Source organism: Photorhabdus sp. HUG-39 (assembly GCF_963878365.1).
Lineage (GTDB): Bacteria > Pseudomonadota > Gammaproteobacteria > Enterobacterales > Enterobacteriaceae > Photorhabdus > Photorhabdus kayaii.
This window is the reverse complement of the sequence record NZ_CAWNWY010000002.1, coordinates 109,925-127,440: the sequence shown is the minus strand read 5'-3', so window position 1 is coordinate 127,440 and position 17,516 is coordinate 109,925. Positions and strand designations below refer to the sequence as shown.

Sequence of the window (17,516 nt, the reverse complement as noted above, 5' to 3'; positions counted from 1 at the left end):
GAAGAGTATGAACCCACTGACAGCTATCGGCAAAAAAGATGTATCCTCCCTCCCAACATCGTCTCCCGCAGAAGCAGACGCAGATTTGCAACGCCGTTTCGAGCAAGCTATCACCTCTCATGCCGCCAACACGCGTCAGTCAACCACACGGCGGACGGAACAACCGTTAACCAATACGACGACAAACAATAAACCAGCGGATCAACATGCCACACATGACTCAGATGAGGAGCTTCCACTATTCGACTCTCCCCAACCGGCAATTGATAATCCGCGCAAGCAAGCCTTATCATTGACAGGCCATGACATGCCTGCGCCACTTCAAAATCAGAAAAAAAACTTATCGGCCCTCGCTCATCGCCTTAATGAGATCGCTAACGAGATAAGGGAATCTCTGTCAGCACCCGAAGTCCCAACACGTCAGTCAAACCTGAACACCTTAACTGATTCCGGCCTAAAACCGGTTGATATCACGGTAACTTCTCATCCTGACACAGCAATGACGCCTGTTCAGCAAGACGTAAACGATGAACTGGCACATCATGCAATGATGCAGACAATACCTGGCCGATCCCCATCTCAGCCAGACACACAACACGGTGCCATTCCTCACCAACAAACAGATCCGACTTTACCTATACCTGCCCGCCATGCCAACGAAATCAACCCTGCGGAAGGAAAAACACTGGATGAAATCGAAACATCCCATTTGTTGGTATTAAAGCCAAAAGAGTCCGACTCTCAATCCTCCTATTCTGGTGGATCAGACGGGAAAACACCTTTATTCCCACAAACGCAACTCCTGCTGGGGGAGCGCATCCTCGCCACGATGCAAGCAACTTCAACCATATCTCCCCTTTTGGAAGCATTAATCGACAAACTGAGGGTAGAGATCAGTATCGAACTAACCCAACAGCAACGTCCGGCGACATTACATCTGACACTTCCTAGCCTGGGAGCACTTGAGATCCAACTCACCAGCGAGCATGGCAAACTTCAAATAGAGATTTTAGCGAATCCGGCCGCTCAACAACTCCTGAAACAGGCACGCTTTGAACTGATTGAACGTCTACAACTTCTTTACCCAACACAAACTGTTGAACTCTCCCTTCCGTCTCAAACGGATAATGAACATGGATCACGTCAACGTCGCAGCGTATATGAAGAATGGAAAAAAGATGCATGAATAGCCTGACCTTATCCAAAGTTTCATTGGAAGAATTAACGCTGCACCAGACCCTGAGTCGCCACCAGCAACAATTTAATTGGGATAATAACTCTCTCTCGCTGGATGTGATTTCTGCTCCTCAGACGTTAGACAGGAAACTGATCGCCCATTGGCAGGGACAAACCTTCTCCTTGTACTGCCATGCAGCCGAGTTAGCGCTGTGGCTCGCACCTGATCTACAACAAGCAGACCTCACATCACTCCCTCAAGATCTGCTGTTGGCACTACTGGAATATCAAAGCAAAGTGCTACCCACTTTGTCATGGTCAGCACTGAGTACCACGTCAGAACGTCCTTTGTCAGCTTGCTTACGACTACGCCTTGAACGGCCAGGGGCCACATTGCCGCTCTGGTCACCAGAGCCATCCCCCTTAATTGCCATATTGCCAGAACGTCAACCTGAAGAATGCCTGCCTATTCCATTACGACTTTCTCTGCAATGGGGAGCAATAATCCTGACTTTAGATGTGTTTCGTACTCTGGAATCAGGGGATGTGCTGCTACTGCCCCCACAGCAACAACCAGATGACCCTTTATTAGCGTATCTGGAAGGACGCCCTTGGGCCTACTTTAAATCCCATGACCATAAATTGGAGTTAATCACTATGCACACACCCTCTCCTGATAGTTCTGACAACGCTCTGCCAGTAACAGACTTAAACGAACTGGAGGTTCATGTCAGTTTCGAAGTGGGCCGTCAGACTCTAGATCTACAGACACTCACCAGCCTGCAACCCGGCTCATTACTCGATCTTGGTGTTCCTTCAGATGGTGAGGTACGTATTCTCGTCAATCAGAAATGCCTAGGTTCAGGGCGATTGGTGGATATTGAAGGGCGTCTGGGAGTAAGAGTTGAACATCTCTCCGTGGAGAAGCAACCATGATCCAGCTACCAAACGAATTGGATCTCATCATCGGTCTGGCCTTGCTAGCTCTGCTTCCCTTTATTGCCGTGATGGCGACCTCTTTTCTCAAACTGTCTGTGGTGTTTTCCTTACTGCGTAACGCATTGGGCGTACAACAGATCCCACCCAACATGGCTATGTACGGATTGGCAATTATCCTTACTATCTATGTGATGGCTCCAGTGGGTTTCGCCACTCAAGATTACCTGCGTCAAAATGAAGTTTCATTCAGCAATGCGCAATCAGTAGATAAATTTGTGGAAGAGGGCCTGACACCTTACCGGAATTTTCTCAAACAACATATTAAACCCAGTGAACGCACTTTCTTTATCGATAGTACCCGACAAATTTGGCCAAGCCAGTATGCAGATCGGCTAGAACCAGACAGCCTATTGATACTGTTACCTGCCTTTACCGTCAGTGAATTAACCCGAGCTTTTGAAATTGGGTTTCTTCTTTATCTACCATTTATTGCAATCGATCTCATTATTTCTAACATTCTGCTGGCAATGGGGATGATGATGGTTTCTCCAATGACTATCTCACTTCCTTTCAAACTACTGTTATTTGTCCTGCTTGATGGCTGGACACGCCTGACACACGGCCTTGTTATCAGTTATGGAGATTGAACATGAGTAATGCTGATATTTTGCATTTCACCAGCCAATCTCTCTGGTTAGTGTTAATCCTTTCCCTGCCGCCTGTACTCATGGCTGCGGCAGTAGGAACATTGGTTTCATTGATCCAAGCGCTCACTCAAATACAAGAACAAACACTTGGTTTTGTCATCAAATTAATTGCGGTCATCATTACGCTATTCGCTACAGCTACCTGGCTTGGCAACGAACTCTATAGCTTTGCCAACATGACCTTTCTTAAGGTGCCGCTAATCAAATGACCCTACCAGAGCTCCAGCAACAAATGCTTGCTTATACCCTGTTGTTACCACGCATTATGAGTTGCTTTGTGATATTTCCTGTGCTCAGCAAACAGATGCTAGGTGGTGGGTTAATCCGCAACAGCGTGGTCTGCTCACTGGCCCTTTATGCTTACCCAACAGTAGCAGGCAGTCAGTTGCCCACATTAGGTAGTCTGGAATTGACGCTGTTGCTCGGTAAGGAAGTCCTGCTTGGTCTGCTCATCGGCTTTATCGCCTCTATCCCATTTTGGGCGATGGAAGCCACTGGTTTTATTATAGATAACCAACGGGGAGCAACAATGGCTTCAGTGCTTAACCCTTCCCTGGGAAGTCAAACCTCACCCACGGGTCTATTATTGACTCAAACTTTGATAACACTCTTTTTCTCCGGCGGCGCTTTTCTTGGTCTGCTTGGCGCCCTATTTCAAAGTTATAACAGTTGGCCGGTAACGCAGTTTTTTCCCCAAATTACCAACCAGTGGCTCCACTTTTTCTATGGACAGTTTAGCTATCTACTACAGCTCTGCGCTTTAATGGCTGCTCCTTTGCTAATTGCCATGTTTCTGGCAGAGTTCGGGCTGGCACTGATTAGCCGTTTTGCTCCCTCTCTCAACGTTTTCGTGTTAGCAATGCCGATCAAAAGTGCAATTGCCAGCCTGTTACTGGTTATCTATATCCGATTATTGATGCACCATGCCTATGATAAAGTGCTGTTAATTCTCTCCCCAGTGCGCATGTTAATCCCTATTCTGGAGGCACCATGAGTGGAGAAAAGACTGAAAAACCTACCCCCAAGAAACTTAGAGACGCTCGGAAGAAAGGCCAGGTAACCAAAAGTAACGAAGTCGTCTCCACTTCCTTAATATTGGGGCTAATCGGCATGATAATGGTCATGTCTGAATACTATTTGGAACATCTGGGTAAACTGATGCTAATCCCGGCTAATCTGCTGGAGAAACCCTTTCCCCAAGCCTTCAACCATGTGGTTGAAAACTTAATGCAAGAGCTGGTCTACCTCTGCCTGCCAATTCTAAGCGTTTCCGTTTTGCTATCGCTGGCATCACACTTCGCTCAATACGGTTTTCTACTTAGTGGACACTCCATCAAACCTGATATTAAAAAGATCAACCCTGTTGAAGGTGCTAAGAGAATCTTCTCTATCAAGAGTCTGGTGGAATTCATCAAATCGATACTTAAAGTAGGACTGCTCTGCACCTTGGTTTGGATTACTCTGGCAGGCAATCTACAAGCACTACTGCGCCTGCCAGAATGTGGAACAAGATGTATTGTTCCTGTACTCGGCATAATGTTAACCCAGCTAATGACCGTATGCGGCATGGGGCTTATTGTGATTTCTATTGCCGATTATGCCTTCGAACACTACCAACATATTAAGCAGCTTAGAATGAGTAAAGACGAGATCAAACGGGAATATAAAGAAAGTGAAGGCAGCCCAGAGATCAAAAGCAAACGACGTCAATTTCATCAAGAATTACAATCAAGCAATATGCGCGCTAGCGTTAAGAATTCATCAGTTATCGTCGCCAACCCAACTCACATTGCGGTAGGTATCCGTTACAAAAAAGGCGAAACACCGTTACCTCTTATTACACTCAAGTTCACCAATGCGCAGGCCCTGCAAGTTCGACGTATTGCTGAAGAGGAAGGTATTCCGGTGTTACAACGCATTCCGCTGGCCCGAGCGCTTTATCAAGATGGCCTGATAGACCAATATATTCCTGCTGATCTTATCCAAGCTACCGCAGAAGTTTTGCGCTGGCTAGAACAGTGGCAAGATCGCCCGCCGGAGCTGTAACCTGTCCTCAAACAGCACTTTTTGACAGTCAAACTGCATATATGAACTGAGCATTGGCATTTAACATACCTTGCCAATGCTCAATTGCAAACGAAATACGATTTAATTACATAATAACAACAAATTTAATATAAATAAAAATTACTGCTAATAACCTAACATTGCTTAAACAATATTATAATAAACAATCCAATTAGGTTGAGTGGATTTTTTGTTTTTATCGATTGATCAAATAGTTGAAACCAGATTGAATTAATTATTAAGTGATTTATATTACACGTAGCTATTTGGATTTCACTTTGCGCTGATTTCTACACCTGCTAATTCGTTAATATTACTCTAGCTATCATTCATTACAATTACTAACGTATTATGAATCACTAATAGATTTCCTGAATGAAAGGAGATAACTATCAATATCAATATCAATCAAGACAAAAGACTCAGTTTATAACTAAGGGCGCAAAATTTATAAGCAATCGTTATCGTGCAAAAAACTGATCCCTTTTCACTCTTCGTTTATAAAACGTTTATAAAACGTGAGAATAATAGAGTATTCGAACCAAAGAACATTATAGGCTCACTAGCAAAAATCATTTTAATTAAAAGATGCTATAGTTAACCATCAGGTTAAATACGTAAAATTATTCTTCACTGTCTATTCCAGGCAGCGAAACCAAAGAAAATATCTATTAATAATAATGTGATTTGTATTTTTAAAACATAACACCAACAGATCCAGGACAATAGAATGAACGGCATCACAACATCAGGGAAGGGAATGGATATCTCGCTACTCCAGCGTAGCATGCCTGCCTTTAACGTTATAGAGCACCCCCAAGAAGGGATATATATCCTGCTCGAAGGTGAAATGACATGGCAGGACAGCACCAATACCTACGATATCTCCCACAATGAGCTGCTTTTTGTTCGTCGTGGCAGTTATGCAGCAAAAACGCGTAGTGATACTTGCAAACTACTCTGGTTGCCTCTGAGTACGACTTTCCTCCACGGGTTTCTGCAACGCTTTGGTACTCTGCTCAGTGAAGTCGAGCGGCACAACATGTCAACACCCGAATTAATTGCATTTACCTCATCCCCTCTGTTATCTCAAAGTATAAATGGGTTGGTCGATCTATTAGCTCATGATTATCCTACAGCGCTGGGTCAACTCAGAACAGAAGAACTGCTATTGTTATTAGCATTTGGAGAACAAGGTACTTTGCTCATGTCAGTATTACGACAATTGAGCAATCGCCAAGTGGAACGTTTACAGAGTTTTATGGAAAATCACTACCTTAAGGAGTGGAAACTCAGTGAATTCGCTAAAGAATTTGGTATGGGATTAACCACCTTCAAGGAGCTGTTCCGTTCGGTATACGGAATATCACCACGCGCTTGGATCAGTGAACGCCGTATTCTTTATGCACATCAGCTACTACTCAATAGCGAGATGAGTATTGTTAATATCTCGATGGAAGCAGGATTTTCCAGCCAATCCTACTTTACTCAAAGCTATCGGAGACGCTTTAATTGCACGCCCAGTCGAGCCAGGTATGGCAAAGAGTAACGATTGGCTAAAATAATCTGACGTTTTTTACAAGTTAACCGTTGGCCTGACAGATAAAATAAGGCCATCCCTAATTTAATCGACAAGAGTGACTAGCAGCAAGATGAGCATAGCATGAGCCAGCAAGACCATAATCAGACTCGAACCAGCATGTTTCTCGGCCGCAAGATCTCTGTCACGCAGTCGGGAATTCCACGCCGGGATCAATTACTCGGAAAATCATCGGCTATTCAGTATCAGAATAGAGACATTATCAATAGCCAACAGTTTATTTTATTACAACGTTTGCTACCCAGACATCTGCTGGAAAGCTTGATGAAGTCTGTCTGGTTTCGTAGACGGTTAAATTGCGGGCAAGCTTTGCGGCGTGATGACCTACAACAGCTCATTAGAGCGGCGGCAGAACCGGAATGTGACTGGAATAAGGTGCTGGGTGACCGCATAAACCTAGCTGACAAACATCTTTTACAGCACTGGGTATTACAGCCGCTATTTGACTGGTGGCTCCGTTTGTTGGAACCAGAAATAGACTTCTGGCTCACTGAATTTGATCAGTTACAGATCCAAGAACGGCAACTGCATGCTAAAGCGCATTTTTGGCAGCAAGCCGAAAGCGTCTCGTCTCAATGCCGGGAACAATATCATAAAGAGGTTACATCTTTGCAAGCAGCGCTTAATCAACGCAAGCAACTATTAGAAAAAAGGCTGTTGACAACGGAAACCCAAGCTCGCGAAGCATGGCCCAACTGGTTTACTGGGCTAGATGCACTCCAGACTGGCGGCGACCTAACCGCTTTTATGCCGGTTCCCGAAGCACTGTCATCCTGTTGGGCGTGGTTGACTACTTTAGAGCATGACACCGAGGAAGCTACTCACTTGAAAAAATGGCTTTGTGCCCATTTTCTGTGCCTGCCACAGGACAATTTTTACTGGCAATCGACGACCTAATTATTAGAGGAAACATGCAAATTCTACTCAATCATTTGGCCAGCCGCTTAGGCCAGAAGCCTTTTGTTTCCGATAGACAAGGGCATTACCATTTGCACATTGATAACTACAACCTGTTTTTTCGCCAACAGGGAACTGAACTTGTGTTATCCAGCCCGCTAAGCTGGCGCCATAACCCAAAAGATCCGTCAGGCGCTGAATTACTGAAAACACTATTGCAACAAGTTACGCGCTGGGGACGTCATGCTCCCCATGCACTGACCTTAGATGAATCAGAGAATCTTATTCTGGAAGCACGCCTTGACCTTGATAGTTTGGATATTCAAATACTGGAACAGATGCTAACTCTGCATGTCGATCTACTGGAACAAGTCATGGCTTTATTGTCGGAAACCCAATCCGCCCCTCAATGGAAACAGGCAATATGGCAACCATGAAACCATTCCAAAGGCTATGCCGTTCCCTACTGTTGTCGTTGAGTATCAGCGGTGTGGTGCTCCCTTCTGCTTATAGCCAAGATCTGGATTGGTTTCCTGCGCCTTATAACTATCTGGCAAAAGGAGAAAGCTTGCGGGATGTACTAGTTAATTTCGGTGCCAACTATGAAGCATCAGTGGTTGTCAGCGACAAGGTGACCGATCAAGTTAACGGCCATTTTGAGCAGGACACTCCTCAGGAATTCCTGCAACATTTATCCTCACTCTATAATCTGGTCTGGTACTACGACGGGAGTGTGCTTTATATATTCAAAAACAGTGAAATACAATCGCGCCTGCTTAAACTTGAACGAACCAATGCAACGGAGTTACAGCAAGCCCTAAAACGTTCCGGTATTTGGGAGCCACGCTTTGGCTGGCGTCCTGATCCAGGCAACCAACTGGTTTACGTATCAGGCCCTCCTCGTTATCTTGAACTGGTTGATCAGACTACATCCGCACTGGAACAGCAGTCATTGCTGCGTAGCGAAAAAACAGGCGCCTTGACAGTGGAAATTTTCCCGCTCAAATACGCCTCAGTGGTTGATCGCAAGATCCAGTATCGTGATACCAGTATTGAGGCGCCGGGCATAGCCACCATTCTCTCCCGCCTGCTCAGTGATACCAATGTGACCGCTGTTACTGGTGAAGCATCTTCTTCTATGGGAGAAAGCTACTCAAGCCGTGCGGTCGTACAAGCAGAACCCTCCCTAAATGCCATCATTGTACGGGATAACCCGGAAAGGATGTCCATGTACGCCCATTTGATCAACGCACTGGATAAACCCTCCGCCCGGATTGAAGTTGCCCTTTCCATCGTAGACATCGATGCAAACAACCTTTCAGAACTGGGAGTTGACTGGCAAGTCGGAATCAACACCGGGCCTCGCCATATCATTGATATCACAACTTCTGCCAGGGAAAAGAGAGAGAGCAAAGAAAAAGGTGAAAACTTCGGTTCAGCCGCATTAGGTAGCCTGGTCGATCGCCGTGGCCTGGATTACCTGCTCGCCAAAATAACCTTGCTAGAGAGTAAAGGAAGCGCTCAAGTGATTTCCCGCCCAACGCTTTTAACGCAGGAGAATACACAAGCAGTCATTGACAACAATGAAACCTACTACGTGAAAGTTAATGGCGAACGGGTTGCCGAGCTTAAAAGCCTTACCTATGGCACTATGCTACGCATGATCCCCAGAGTCATCCAAGTAGGAGATTCTCCTGAAATCAGCTTAGACCTGCATATTGAGGATGGTAACCAGAAACCTAATAGCTCAGGGCAGGATGGCATCCCGACTATCAGCCGAACCGTTGTCGATACCGTTGCCAGAGTTGGACATGGGCAAAGTCTGCTGATTGGTGGCATCTACCGCGACGAAATGAGTCAAATAACACGCAAAGTGCCATTTTTAGGCGATATCCCCTACCTGGGGGTCTTGTTTCGCAATACCAGTGAGCAAGTTCGGCGATCAGTACGGCTATTCATTATTGAGCCACGTCTGATTGATAGTGGGATAGCCCATTATCTGGCTCTTGGTAACGGACAAGATCTACGCCCTGGATTACTGGCAACACAGGATATCTCTAATCAGAGCTTATCGTTGGGTAAAGTTCTAGGGAGTGCACAGTGCCAACCATTATCCTCGGCTCGTCAAATACAAGAAACGCTCCGGCAAGCAGGTAAAAGCTCGTTTTTAGACTCATGCCGAATGGGTAACACTTACGGATGGCGAGTCATTGAACAGCAATGTTCACTGAAAGAAACCTGGTGTGTTCGTGTACAAAATAAGGCGAATAGATGAGTTGGAAAATTCGCTTTTATCGCGGACTGAATAAAAGTATTGAGGTCAATTTAGCTAAGGGGCGTTTAACCATCGGCTCAGACCCCCTACAGGCAGATATCGTTCTGGTGGATGAAGATGTTGCTCCTGTGCACCTGATCTTAGACGTCGAACCAAACTCAATTCGCCTGTTGGAATGGGCCGGGGAAGTCGCACCAAGTCAGAATGGCGAACCGCTGTCACCGGGTGCGACATTGCAAGCGCTGGCCCGTCAGGAGGCTGGCCCGTTATTGTGGGCTTTTTGTGACCAACAACATACATTCCCAAACCAACTGGCTGAACCAGCGGTCACACCACAGCGTCCTGCCCGGCAAAATCATAGCCGGGTAGCTGGTGGAATGTTGATACTTTGTCTGGTACTGGCACTTGGTTTCCTGGCGCTGCTTGGACATGAAGGATGGCAAAGAAGCAACATGTCCAACGGTATGGCCGAGCAAGAACTACGCCGTTTTCTCAGTAGTGATTCAGCCTATCGCCAGGTGAGCGTACAAATGATGCCCAATCACGGGCCGCCGGTGCTCAAAGGTTATGTGGCTCTCAACCACCAACGGCTGGCCCTGCAACAGTATCTCGATACCCACACTCTCAGTTATCGGCTGGAGTTACGTACTATGGAAGAGTTACGTCAGGGGGTAGATTTCATTTTACAAAAATTAGGCTATGCCCAGATCCAAAGTAGCGATGGTAAACAACCCGGTTGGGTCCGCCTTATAGGCGAAGTCACTGATACCAGCCAGCAATGGAACGATATCGAGTCACTACTCAAACGGGATGTTCCGGGTTTGCTTGGCATAGAAGACCAGACACGGTTCATCGGTAACCACCTCAAGCGACTGGATATGTTATTGGCTAAACATGATTTACCTGACACGCTGACCTACAAGGATAAAAATGATCGTATCGAGTTCATAGGTCAACTGGATGAACACCAAACGCATAACTTCTACCGCTTACAACAGGTATTTAAGCAAGAGTTCGGCAACCAGCCGGCACTGGTATTACTGAATAATAAGCAGCTCACCCGCAATGATGAGCTCAATTTCGACGTCCGAGCCGTTTCTCTCGGGCGTGTGCCCTATGTGGTACTCAAAAACAACCTACGTTACCCGGTTGGAGCAACCACAGAAAACGGTTTAATCATCGAGGACATTCGTCAAGATGCGATTGTTATTACCAAGGGTAAGCAACAATTTATCGTCAAACTTAACAGGAGCCCAGCTTCATGATGACATCCCTGGAAGCACGACTGTTTGGTGCTGATCCCACTTATGTCAACGAAATGCAACATCGCCTTTCTCAGGCGCTGAACGATATCAAGCAACACCTGAGACGTGGCGGTTCCGCACAAGAATACCAACAATGGCAACTGGAGGCTGATGCCATCCAAGCCGCAATCACAATACTTAACACAACAGAAGGAGACCATCATGGCCCAAATTTTCACTTCCTCAGCAACAGTTAATACCCTCGACAAGGTTGCTGGTCAGTTGAGTAAACAAGCTAACCAAGCCAACACAGACGTTGATGAAGCAATTACTGCTCTCAACAAGGGCGCTGATAACCCTGCTTTGCTAGCTGATTTACAACACAAGATTAACAAATGGTCGGTCATCTACAACATTAACTCTACTGTCACCCGGTCCATGAAAGACCTGATGCAGGGAATATTACAGAAGATCTAATCATGACACGTTCACTCAAAGGGCTACTGGCAGATATTGCTCTGGTTGGAAGCGGCCATCACTGCCATGACGAAGCCAATATTATTGCCGACTGGCTGATGTCAAGCGAGGAAGGGCAAGAAGCAGCAAACCTGATTCGGCTCTCTTCTCTAACAAACCAAGGCAAATATCAACAGGCGCTGGATTTTGGTCGGGACCTTCCTTGGCCTAGTTTGGAACCTTGGTTAGCGTTGTGTGAGTGGCGTCTGGGGCTGGCATCAGCTCTGGAGCAGAGGCTGACGCGAATGGCTGGCAGTGACAATCCACAATTGCTCTCCTTCGTTGACGGCATGCTGGAACAACTGGCTCATGAATAGGATTGAAGGGCCATCCTATAACACCGTGTCGCAACCAACGGTACAACCTTCGGTCAGCGCCAGGCATCAGCACAGCTTTGAGCAAGCACTGGAAACCATGCCGGATCAGCAAATGCTGAAAGAGCGCCAACAACGCTGGCTACAGGGAGAATCGCTGGAAAACGTTTTAGGCGATTTTGATCCAGCGACACAGCGCAGAGTGACATGGCAGTGGTATCAGGCTTTATCGCCTGATAAACAGCCCTCCCAACGTGCTCAGTTACAGGCCAAGCTGATTGCCCCGGTACAAGAGCGCTTATGGTCGCAGTTTGGTGGCTTGACAGGCAACATCAAACCACCACTGGATATGCCAGAACTTAGAAAGATTGTTCGTGAATTCGCCCCCACGGGTCGACAACAGGAGACGGTTCTTCTTGAGGTACTCGGCGAAATTAAGCCTATTCCTGGCAATGAGTACCTGAGTGACCTTATCCGACAAGAGTTAAAAACGCTGATCCCCCGTAACGGTATGGTGGATAACCTGATACGAAACTCACACAAACCCGATTTGGAAGAATAATGGAGCAGCCACAACACCATGAAACAGGGATAGACAACCTAAATAAACCGCACATACCTCAAATTTGGAGGAACTATGGATCTACCACAGATAAGCGAGACACTGATCACCAGCCTGGATGAACTTAACACACATCAGGCCAGTGCCGAAAATATTGCGAGTTTTGAACACGCTATGTCCAATCAAGATCAGGGGATTGAAAACAATCTGATCAATGAATTGGGTCAGCTCAGACAGCAACTTACTCAGGCAAAACAAGATTTGGAAACACAGCTAGCAGTCCCTAGTAGTGATCCTAACAGCCTGATGCAAATGCAGTGGTCTCTAATGCGGATCACCCTGCAAGAAGAGCTGATTGCCAAAACGGTAGGACGGCTCAATCAAAACATTGAAACCCTAATGAAAGCCCAGTGAGGAGCTGTGAAGAAACACTATATAATCTGCGTTATGCTCGCTGTCCTGATGCTAACTGGCTGTAAAATCGAACTCTACACCGGAGTTAGCCAAAAAGAAGGCAACGAAATGTTAGCCTTGCTCAGGGAAGCGGGCATTTCCTCTGATAAGCAGCCAGACAAAGATGGCAATATCAAGCTGTTAGTCGAAGAGTCTGATATCGCCCAAGCTGTTGAGGTGCTCAAGCGTAAAGGATATCCACGGGAAAACTTTTCCTCGTTACAAGATGTCTTCCCTAAAGACGGCCTTATCTCTTCACCAATAGAGGAGCGAGCACGGCTTAATTTCGCCAAAGCACAGGAGATTGCTCGAACACTTTCTGAGATCGATGGTGTGCTGGTAGCACGGGTACATGTTGTTTTACCCGAAGAGCAAGACAGACTAGGTAAAAAACTATCGCCAGCCTCTTCCTCAGTGTTTATCAAGCACGCAGCGGACGTGCAACTCGACACTTACATTCCTCAGATCAAGCAACTGGTTAATAACAGCATTGAAGGGTTGAGTTATGATCGGATCAGTGTCGTATTAGTGCCCGCAGCGGGCGTGCGTCAGGTACCGCTGGCACCACGCTACTCCACGCTGTTCTCTATCCAAGTGACTGAAGAGTCACAGGGACGTCTGATTGGGCTGTTGGTACTCTTGTTGGCCTTGTTATTTGTCAGTAATCTGGCGCAATTCCTGTGGCACCGAAGCAGGATGCAATAAATGGTAACCGCATTAACGCCTTATCAATTTCGGTTTTGCCCTGCCAGCTATATTCATTCTGACCATCTATTACCGGAATGGCTTGCAGTCTTATCTTCCCTACCTGAGTGGCGAAACTCTCCCAGGCTAAATGGGCTACTGCTGACCCAATTTGATCTAAATGTGGATTATGAATTACCAACTGGATTGGGAAATATCGCCCTGTTAGAGCAATCGTGCTTAGAACAACTTCTTACCTGGCTAGGAGCTTTACTTCATGGGCAAGCTATCCGCCATTGTCTGATGGCGACAGAACTTCGCCACTTACATGACTCACTAGGAAAAGAGGGACATCGCTTCTGCTTAAAGTATCTCGACATCATTATCGGCAACTGGCCGACTGGCTGGCAGCGCTCATTACCACCAGAAATCAATGCAAACTATTTTCGTACCAGTGCCTTACAGTTCTGGCTAACGGCGATGGAGTCTCCTCCTATTGATTTCGCTAATCGCCTGAGCCTGCGGCTTCCCTCTTATGAAAACCTCGCGGCCTGGCCTGTCAGCCAGGCAGAACGACCGTTGGCACAAGCATTGTGTCTCAAATTGGCTAAGCAAGTGAATACAGAATGTTACCATTTATTAAAATAACGACAGAGCATCTTCAACTGTCTCCTGAGCTCCAGATACTGCGTAAAGCGGACTATCAGACCTGCCTCAGTGCCAAATCTCTGCTTGAGGCTGCCCGGCTCCAGGCACAAGAAATTGAACGTGACGCGCAGGCAGTGTATGAGCAACAAAAAGAGTTAGGTTGGCAAGCAGGCATTGATGCTGCCCGCGCAGAACAAGCTAACCTAATTCATCAAACCCAGTTGCAATGCCAACAATATTACCGGCAGGTGGAGCAACAGATGAGCAATGTAGTATTGCAGGCTGTACGTAAAATCCTAAAGAATTATGACCAAGTTTCCCTCACCTTACAGGTAGTTCGTGAGGCCCTGTCATTAGTCAGTAACCAAAAACAGGTTATCCTGCGCGTTAATCCTGAACAGGCCGCAACAGTTCGCGAACAAATATCACGGGTACACAAAGATTTCCCTGAAATCGGCTACTTAGAGATCACTGCTGATGAGCGTCTCGATCAAGGGGGCTGTATTTTAGAAACAGAAGTCGGGATCATTGATGCCAGTTTGGATAGCCAATTAGAAGCACTGATGTCAGCCATCAATAACCAATGGCAAAGTTGACGACACCATCACGCCTCAAAGAGATAACCGGTTTTCGACGGAAAGTGAAAATTTCTTCTGCCGTTATTAATATTCTCTATTTCGACAAAACATTATGATTCACTTTACCTAATATCCAAGCGTATATCTCAAAAAAACCACTTAAGGAGTGACCATTGTCTCCCATTTCAGGTATTAATCACCAAAGAATATTTCCTACCCAACAGCTCGATACCACAGCCGTTAATCAACCACAGGGTGAACTGTCGGGTAAATCCTTGAAAGTCTCTTCACCCAGACCAGGGTTGTTAGAGCGCCTCTCAGCGGCGATTCAACGCAATCTACCGGGCCACTCTATGCTTGATCGCCAACTGACCACCGATGGCAAAAAGAATCAAGAGAGCCGCTTCTCGTTCAGCATGATAAAGGACCGAATTGTCCACTTTGCGGTGAGCACTAAACTAGGGAGCGTTCGGGATTCTGCGAGTAAGCATGGCGGCGAAGTCACCTTCAAGTTTGCCCAGACCAAAGGTGCCTTTCTGGACCAAATCATGAAACATCAAGACACCTCCGGCGGGGTTTGTGAATCCATATCAGCCCATTGGATAAGTGCCCATGCCAAAGGTGAAAGTGTCTTCGATCAGCTCTACGTAGGCGGCCAGAAAGGTCAATTCCATATCGACTCTCTGGTTTCCATTAAGCAATTACAGATGGATGGCCTGGACCCCTATGCCGAACAAAGTCAAATAACCGAATCCTAGCTTAGTGAGAACGGCGTCCAACCACGAAGCCAACTTGATACAAACGGCGAAACTGGCAGCAAAGGCACAAAAGATCTATTAAACGCTATCCTGGATACAGGTAATAAGGGATCAGGCTACAAGAAGATCAGTTTTGAAGGGCAGATGGCCGGGCACACCGTAGCCGCCTATGTCGATGACCAGAAAGGTGTTACCTTCTTCGATCCTAACTTCGGCGAGTTCAACTTCCCGGATAAAACCTCATTCTCCAACTGGTTCTCTCAAGATTTCTGGTCCAAATCCATGTACAACAAGGAAATTGGGCTGGGACAAAATTTCTACGTTTCCAACTTCGAGTCTAAAACACGATGACACACGACTATCACCAGCTTATAGAAGCGCTGTTTTCTAAACTCGGAGTGCCCGCATCCCCTACCGACGATGGTATCTACACTTTAGAAGTCGATGGACGTTTTCAGGTATTGATTGGTTGTTATCACGACAACTGGCTACAGTTGTTCTGCGAATTAGGGCCCGAAGTCAGTCATGCCAACAATCTTTTTGGGCAACATTGGCCGGCTCACGTCCAAAGTGATTTGGATGGACAAGCCATTTTGTGGTCACAACGCCCCTTGGCCGGAGTAGATGTAGCGGAACTACAAGCTTGGTTAGAGCGCTTTATTGATGATATTGAGCAGCGCCTGACACCTAACACAACCCAACAGCCTAAAAATCTGCCGCCTTCCTTGATGCGGGTTTGATCGCTAAATACAAACCACCACCGGAATATAAGTTCAATGGGAGCTTCAATATTTGCTCCCCTTTAAACTGCCAAGGCGAAATAATCAAACAAAGAGTTAAACAAAATACTGTTACCGCCATGCAAAAAAACCGCAATTAAGCGGTTTTTTACTGATTAACAACTTTAACTACTCAGGATATTACCTTCATCGCTATCGTAAAGTTGCGAATAGATTTAAGCAGTCAAGTTAAATTAAGATAATACGATAACATTTGCTGCGGATGGGCCTTTAGCACCACTCTCAACAGAGAATGAAACTTCCTGACCTTCTTCCAGTGTTTTGAAATTATTACTCTGAATTGCAGAATAATGAACAAAAACATCTTTACTTCCATCTTTTGGGGAAATAAAGCCAAAACCTTTATCGTTGTTAAACCATTTTACTGAACCAGTCATTGCATTAGACATAGAATTTTCCTTTAATTTTATTAAGTTGCCATAAGGCGTTATTAGGTCTGTTTTTCAGTTTTACTTATGGATACTAATTATAAGGAATTCGCAATGAAGTGGTATCGGGGATAACGCTAAATGGTGAACTGCTTTAACTTTCTTTTCATAAATAGGTCTGTACTTCCAAACCAGTGACGCTATTAAATCACATTGATTGGTCATTAGCAACTTTTAATTTCATTTATTTTTTCCTATGTGGTGTTTACCTTTTCCTAAAATTGCTGCTTTGCTCATATTGCATAGCTTTATCATAGCCATAACTAACTGAATTATAAAAATACAATACCCCGTAAAAATTTCATCGCTAATTAATGGAACGGTAGTAGAAACCGGAGATCAGATGAAATATTTTGATTTTAATTATGGAAAAGATACCCGCAACGGTAATCCGATTGGCACTATCACTATCTCTCTCAGAAATCCTAATTTACGCTTATCTTAAAAAATAGATTAAAGGTGCGGTATTAATATACAATGCCGTATCTCTCGGAATTAACCAGATCATCCCTACACCTATAAGGCTAAAGTGAATCAAACCCATTAGAAGCCCCTCACACTTACCCATTTTCCCCCTTGCTCCATTCGGCAACGCTTTCTATACTCCCAATCACCTCCTTTCCTCCTCATCCTGAACGGCGAGGTTTCTCGGAGGCTAATTGATGAAGCAGGAAGTCAATCAACGACACCGTGCCTCATCCGACAATTATTACTGACGAGATTCTCATTCATCGGGTAATCACCTGTTTGTCATTCGAGAAATAGCGAAACAAAACGTGCACACCTGTGCAAGATTTTGCACGCCGCTTATTTATTGTTCGTATAAACCTGAACACACTTTTCTCAACCCGATAAGTAGAATTAATTAAA

The 17,516-nt window shown here is 45.7% G+C and carries 21 protein-coding genes and 1 pseudogene; 21 read left to right on the top strand and 1 reads right to left on the bottom strand.

Annotated elements, in window-relative coordinates:
• The first annotated feature begins 7 nt into the window (after positions 1-7).
• The 21 genes and pseudogenes from AAC155_RS02300 (at position 8) to AAC155_RS02200 (ending at position 16,158) form a co-directional block, all read left to right on the top strand.
• Positions 8-1,186, top strand: coding sequence for a type III secretion system needle length determinant (locus AAC155_RS02300; protein WP_113040884.1), 1,179 nt, complete (start codon positions 8-10; stop codon positions 1,184-1,186).
• The gene (sctQ, locus tag AAC155_RS02295; protein ID WP_113040883.1) at positions 1,183-2,112 is read left to right on the top strand and encodes a type III secretion system cytoplasmic ring protein SctQ; all 930 of its coding nucleotides are present in this window, start codon (positions 1,183-1,185) and stop codon (positions 2,110-2,112) included. Before AAC155_RS02300 ends, sctQ begins: the two co-directional genes overlap by 4 nt.
• Positions 2,109-2,762, top strand: a complete 654-nt coding sequence (gene sctR, locus AAC155_RS02290) for a type III secretion system export apparatus subunit SctR (protein ID WP_112879032.1) — start codon at positions 2,109-2,111, stop codon at positions 2,760-2,762. Before sctQ ends, sctR begins: the two co-directional genes overlap by 4 nt.
• Positions 2,763-2,764: 2 nt before the next feature.
• On the top strand, positions 2,765-3,031 hold the full coding sequence (gene sctS, locus AAC155_RS02285) for a type III secretion system export apparatus subunit SctS (protein ID WP_112879031.1): 267 nt from the start codon (positions 2,765-2,767) through the stop codon (positions 3,029-3,031).
• Positions 3,028-3,816 carry a type III secretion system export apparatus subunit SctT gene (gene sctT / locus AAC155_RS02280; RefSeq protein WP_113040882.1) on the top strand — a complete coding sequence of 263 codons (789 nt, stop codon included), beginning with the start codon at positions 3,028-3,030 and terminating at the stop codon, positions 3,814-3,816. The genes sctS and sctT overlap by 4 nt, the downstream gene beginning before the upstream one ends.
• A complete protein-coding gene (gene sctU, locus AAC155_RS02275) occupies positions 3,813-4,868 on the top strand; it encodes a type III secretion system export apparatus subunit SctU (RefSeq protein ID WP_113040881.1) in 1,056 nt (351 codons plus the stop codon). Before sctT ends, sctU begins: the two co-directional genes overlap by 4 nt.
• A 751-nt stretch (positions 4,869-5,619) precedes the next feature.
• Positions 5,620-6,438 (top strand): helix-turn-helix transcriptional regulator, encoded by an 819-nt coding sequence (locus AAC155_RS02270; protein ID WP_112879028.1) that lies wholly within the window; start codon positions 5,620-5,622, stop codon positions 6,436-6,438.
• Positions 6,439-6,552: 114 nt separating this feature from the next.
• Positions 6,553-7,386: a T3SS regulon anti-activator ExsD domain-containing protein gene (locus AAC155_RS02265; RefSeq protein WP_113040880.1), complete on the top strand. Its 834-nt coding sequence runs from the start codon at positions 6,553-6,555 to the stop codon at positions 7,384-7,386.
• A 14-nt stretch (positions 7,387-7,400) separates the two neighbouring features.
• A complete protein-coding gene (locus AAC155_RS02260) occupies positions 7,401-7,823 on the top strand; it encodes a YscB family type III secretion system chaperone (protein WP_113040879.1) in 423 nt (140 codons plus the stop codon).
• Positions 7,811-9,661, top strand: coding sequence for a type III secretion system outer membrane ring subunit SctC (gene sctC, locus AAC155_RS02255; protein WP_271859318.1), 1,851 nt, complete (start codon positions 7,811-7,813; stop codon positions 9,659-9,661). Before AAC155_RS02260 ends, sctC begins: the two co-directional genes overlap by 13 nt.
• Complete coding sequence (sctD, locus tag AAC155_RS02250; RefSeq protein ID WP_113040878.1) at positions 9,658-10,926, top strand: type III secretion system inner membrane ring subunit SctD; 1,269 nt, start codon at positions 9,658-9,660, stop codon at positions 10,924-10,926. The genes sctC and sctD overlap by 4 nt, the downstream gene beginning before the upstream one ends.
• Positions 10,923-11,162 carry an EscE/YscE/SsaE family type III secretion system needle protein co-chaperone gene (locus AAC155_RS02245; protein WP_113040877.1) on the top strand — a complete coding sequence of 80 codons (240 nt, stop codon included), beginning with the start codon at positions 10,923-10,925 and terminating at the stop codon, positions 11,160-11,162. The genes sctD and AAC155_RS02245 overlap by 4 nt, the downstream gene beginning before the upstream one ends.
• Positions 11,128-11,382, top strand: coding sequence for a type III secretion system needle filament subunit SctF (gene sctF, locus AAC155_RS02240; protein WP_113040876.1), 255 nt, complete (start codon positions 11,128-11,130; stop codon positions 11,380-11,382). Before AAC155_RS02245 ends, sctF begins: the two co-directional genes overlap by 35 nt.
• Before the next feature lie 2 nt (positions 11,383-11,384).
• Positions 11,385-11,738: a YscG family type III secretion system chaperone gene (locus tag AAC155_RS02235; protein WP_113040875.1), complete on the top strand. Its 354-nt coding sequence runs from the start codon at positions 11,385-11,387 to the stop codon at positions 11,736-11,738.
• Positions 11,731-12,297 (top strand): YopR family T3SS polymerization control protein, encoded by a 567-nt coding sequence (locus AAC155_RS02230; RefSeq protein ID WP_113040874.1) that lies wholly within the window; start codon positions 11,731-11,733, stop codon positions 12,295-12,297. Before AAC155_RS02235 ends, AAC155_RS02230 begins: the two co-directional genes overlap by 8 nt.
• Positions 12,298-12,372: 75 nt before the next feature.
• Entirely contained in the window at positions 12,373-12,711 is a 339-nt protein-coding gene (gene sctI / locus AAC155_RS02225) for a type III secretion system inner rod subunit SctI (RefSeq protein ID WP_113040873.1), read from the top strand.
• 6 nt (positions 12,712-12,717) lie between these two features.
• Positions 12,718-13,455 carry a type III secretion system inner membrane ring lipoprotein SctJ gene (gene sctJ / locus AAC155_RS02220; protein ID WP_271859315.1) on the top strand — a complete coding sequence of 246 codons (738 nt, stop codon included), beginning with the start codon at positions 12,718-12,720 and terminating at the stop codon, positions 13,453-13,455.
• Positions 13,456-14,082: a Yop proteins translocation protein K gene (locus AAC155_RS02215; protein WP_113040871.1), complete on the top strand. Its 627-nt coding sequence runs from the start codon at positions 13,456-13,458 to the stop codon at positions 14,080-14,082. It begins immediately after the preceding gene.
• A complete protein-coding gene (locus tag AAC155_RS02210; RefSeq protein WP_113040870.1) occupies positions 14,061-14,678 on the top strand; it encodes an HrpE/YscL family type III secretion apparatus protein in 618 nt (205 codons plus the stop codon). The genes AAC155_RS02215 and AAC155_RS02210 overlap by 22 nt, the downstream gene beginning before the upstream one ends.
• A 335-nt stretch (positions 14,679-15,013) precedes the next feature.
• Positions 15,014-15,769 (top strand): annotated as a pseudogene (locus AAC155_RS02205) (YopT-type cysteine protease domain-containing protein).
• Positions 15,766-16,158: a CesT family type III secretion system chaperone gene (locus AAC155_RS02200; RefSeq protein ID WP_113040869.1), complete on the top strand. Its 393-nt coding sequence runs from the start codon at positions 15,766-15,768 to the stop codon at positions 16,156-16,158. Before AAC155_RS02205 ends, AAC155_RS02200 begins: the two are co-directional and overlap by 4 nt.
• Before the next feature lie 233 nt (positions 16,159-16,391).
• Here AAC155_RS02200 and cspE read toward each other — a convergent pair whose 3' ends face one another.
• Positions 16,392-16,607 carry a transcription antiterminator/RNA stability regulator CspE gene (cspE, locus tag AAC155_RS02195; RefSeq protein ID WP_112879015.1) on the bottom strand — a complete coding sequence of 72 codons (216 nt, stop codon included), beginning with the start codon at positions 16,605-16,607 and terminating at the stop codon, positions 16,392-16,394.
• Positions 16,608-17,516: the final 909 nt, after the last annotated feature.

What these genes read in the sequence shown, in the direction of transcription:
- AAC155_RS02300 (WP_113040884.1), top strand. Translation starts at nt 8, where the DNA reads ATGAACCCACTGACAGCTATCGGCAAAAAAGATGTATCCTCCCTCCCA.
- sctQ (WP_113040883.1), top strand. Translation starts at nt 1,183, where the DNA reads ATGAATAGCCTGACCTTATCCAAAGTTTCATTGGAAGAATTAACGCTG.
- sctR (WP_112879032.1), top strand. Translation starts at nt 2,109, where the DNA reads ATGATCCAGCTACCAAACGAATTGGATCTCATCATCGGTCTGGCCTTG.
- sctS (WP_112879031.1), top strand. Translation starts at nt 2,765, where the DNA reads ATGAGTAATGCTGATATTTTGCATTTCACCAGCCAATCTCTCTGGTTA.
- sctT (WP_113040882.1), top strand. Translation starts at nt 3,028, where the DNA reads ATGACCCTACCAGAGCTCCAGCAACAAATGCTTGCTTATACCCTGTTG.
- sctU (WP_113040881.1), top strand. Translation starts at nt 3,813, where the DNA reads ATGAGTGGAGAAAAGACTGAAAAACCTACCCCCAAGAAACTTAGAGAC.
- AAC155_RS02270 (WP_112879028.1), top strand. Translation starts at nt 5,620, where the DNA reads ATGAACGGCATCACAACATCAGGGAAGGGAATGGATATCTCGCTACTC.
- AAC155_RS02265 (WP_113040880.1), top strand. Translation starts at nt 6,553, where the DNA reads ATGAGCCAGCAAGACCATAATCAGACTCGAACCAGCATGTTTCTCGGC.
- AAC155_RS02260 (WP_113040879.1), top strand. Translation starts at nt 7,401, where the DNA reads ATGCAAATTCTACTCAATCATTTGGCCAGCCGCTTAGGCCAGAAGCCT.
- sctC (WP_271859318.1), top strand. Translation starts at nt 7,811, where the DNA reads ATGGCAACCATGAAACCATTCCAAAGGCTATGCCGTTCCCTACTGTTG.
- sctD (WP_113040878.1), top strand. Translation starts at nt 9,658, where the DNA reads ATGAGTTGGAAAATTCGCTTTTATCGCGGACTGAATAAAAGTATTGAG.
- AAC155_RS02245 (WP_113040877.1), top strand. Translation starts at nt 10,923, where the DNA reads ATGATGACATCCCTGGAAGCACGACTGTTTGGTGCTGATCCCACTTAT.
- sctF (WP_113040876.1), top strand. Translation starts at nt 11,128, where the DNA reads ATGGCCCAAATTTTCACTTCCTCAGCAACAGTTAATACCCTCGACAAG.
- AAC155_RS02235 (WP_113040875.1), top strand. Translation starts at nt 11,385, where the DNA reads ATGACACGTTCACTCAAAGGGCTACTGGCAGATATTGCTCTGGTTGGA.
- AAC155_RS02230 (WP_113040874.1), top strand. Translation starts at nt 11,731, where the DNA reads ATGAATAGGATTGAAGGGCCATCCTATAACACCGTGTCGCAACCAACG.
- sctI (WP_113040873.1), top strand. Translation starts at nt 12,373, where the DNA reads ATGGATCTACCACAGATAAGCGAGACACTGATCACCAGCCTGGATGAA.
- AAC155_RS02215 (WP_113040871.1), top strand. Translation starts at nt 13,456, where the DNA reads ATGGTAACCGCATTAACGCCTTATCAATTTCGGTTTTGCCCTGCCAGC.
- AAC155_RS02210 (WP_113040870.1), top strand. Translation starts at nt 14,061, where the DNA reads ATGTTACCATTTATTAAAATAACGACAGAGCATCTTCAACTGTCTCCT.
- AAC155_RS02200 (WP_113040869.1), top strand. Translation starts at nt 15,766, where the DNA reads ATGACACACGACTATCACCAGCTTATAGAAGCGCTGTTTTCTAAACTC.
- cspE (WP_112879015.1), bottom strand. Translation starts at nt 16,607, where the DNA reads ATGTCTAATGCAATGACTGGTTCAGTAAAATGGTTTAACAACGATAAA.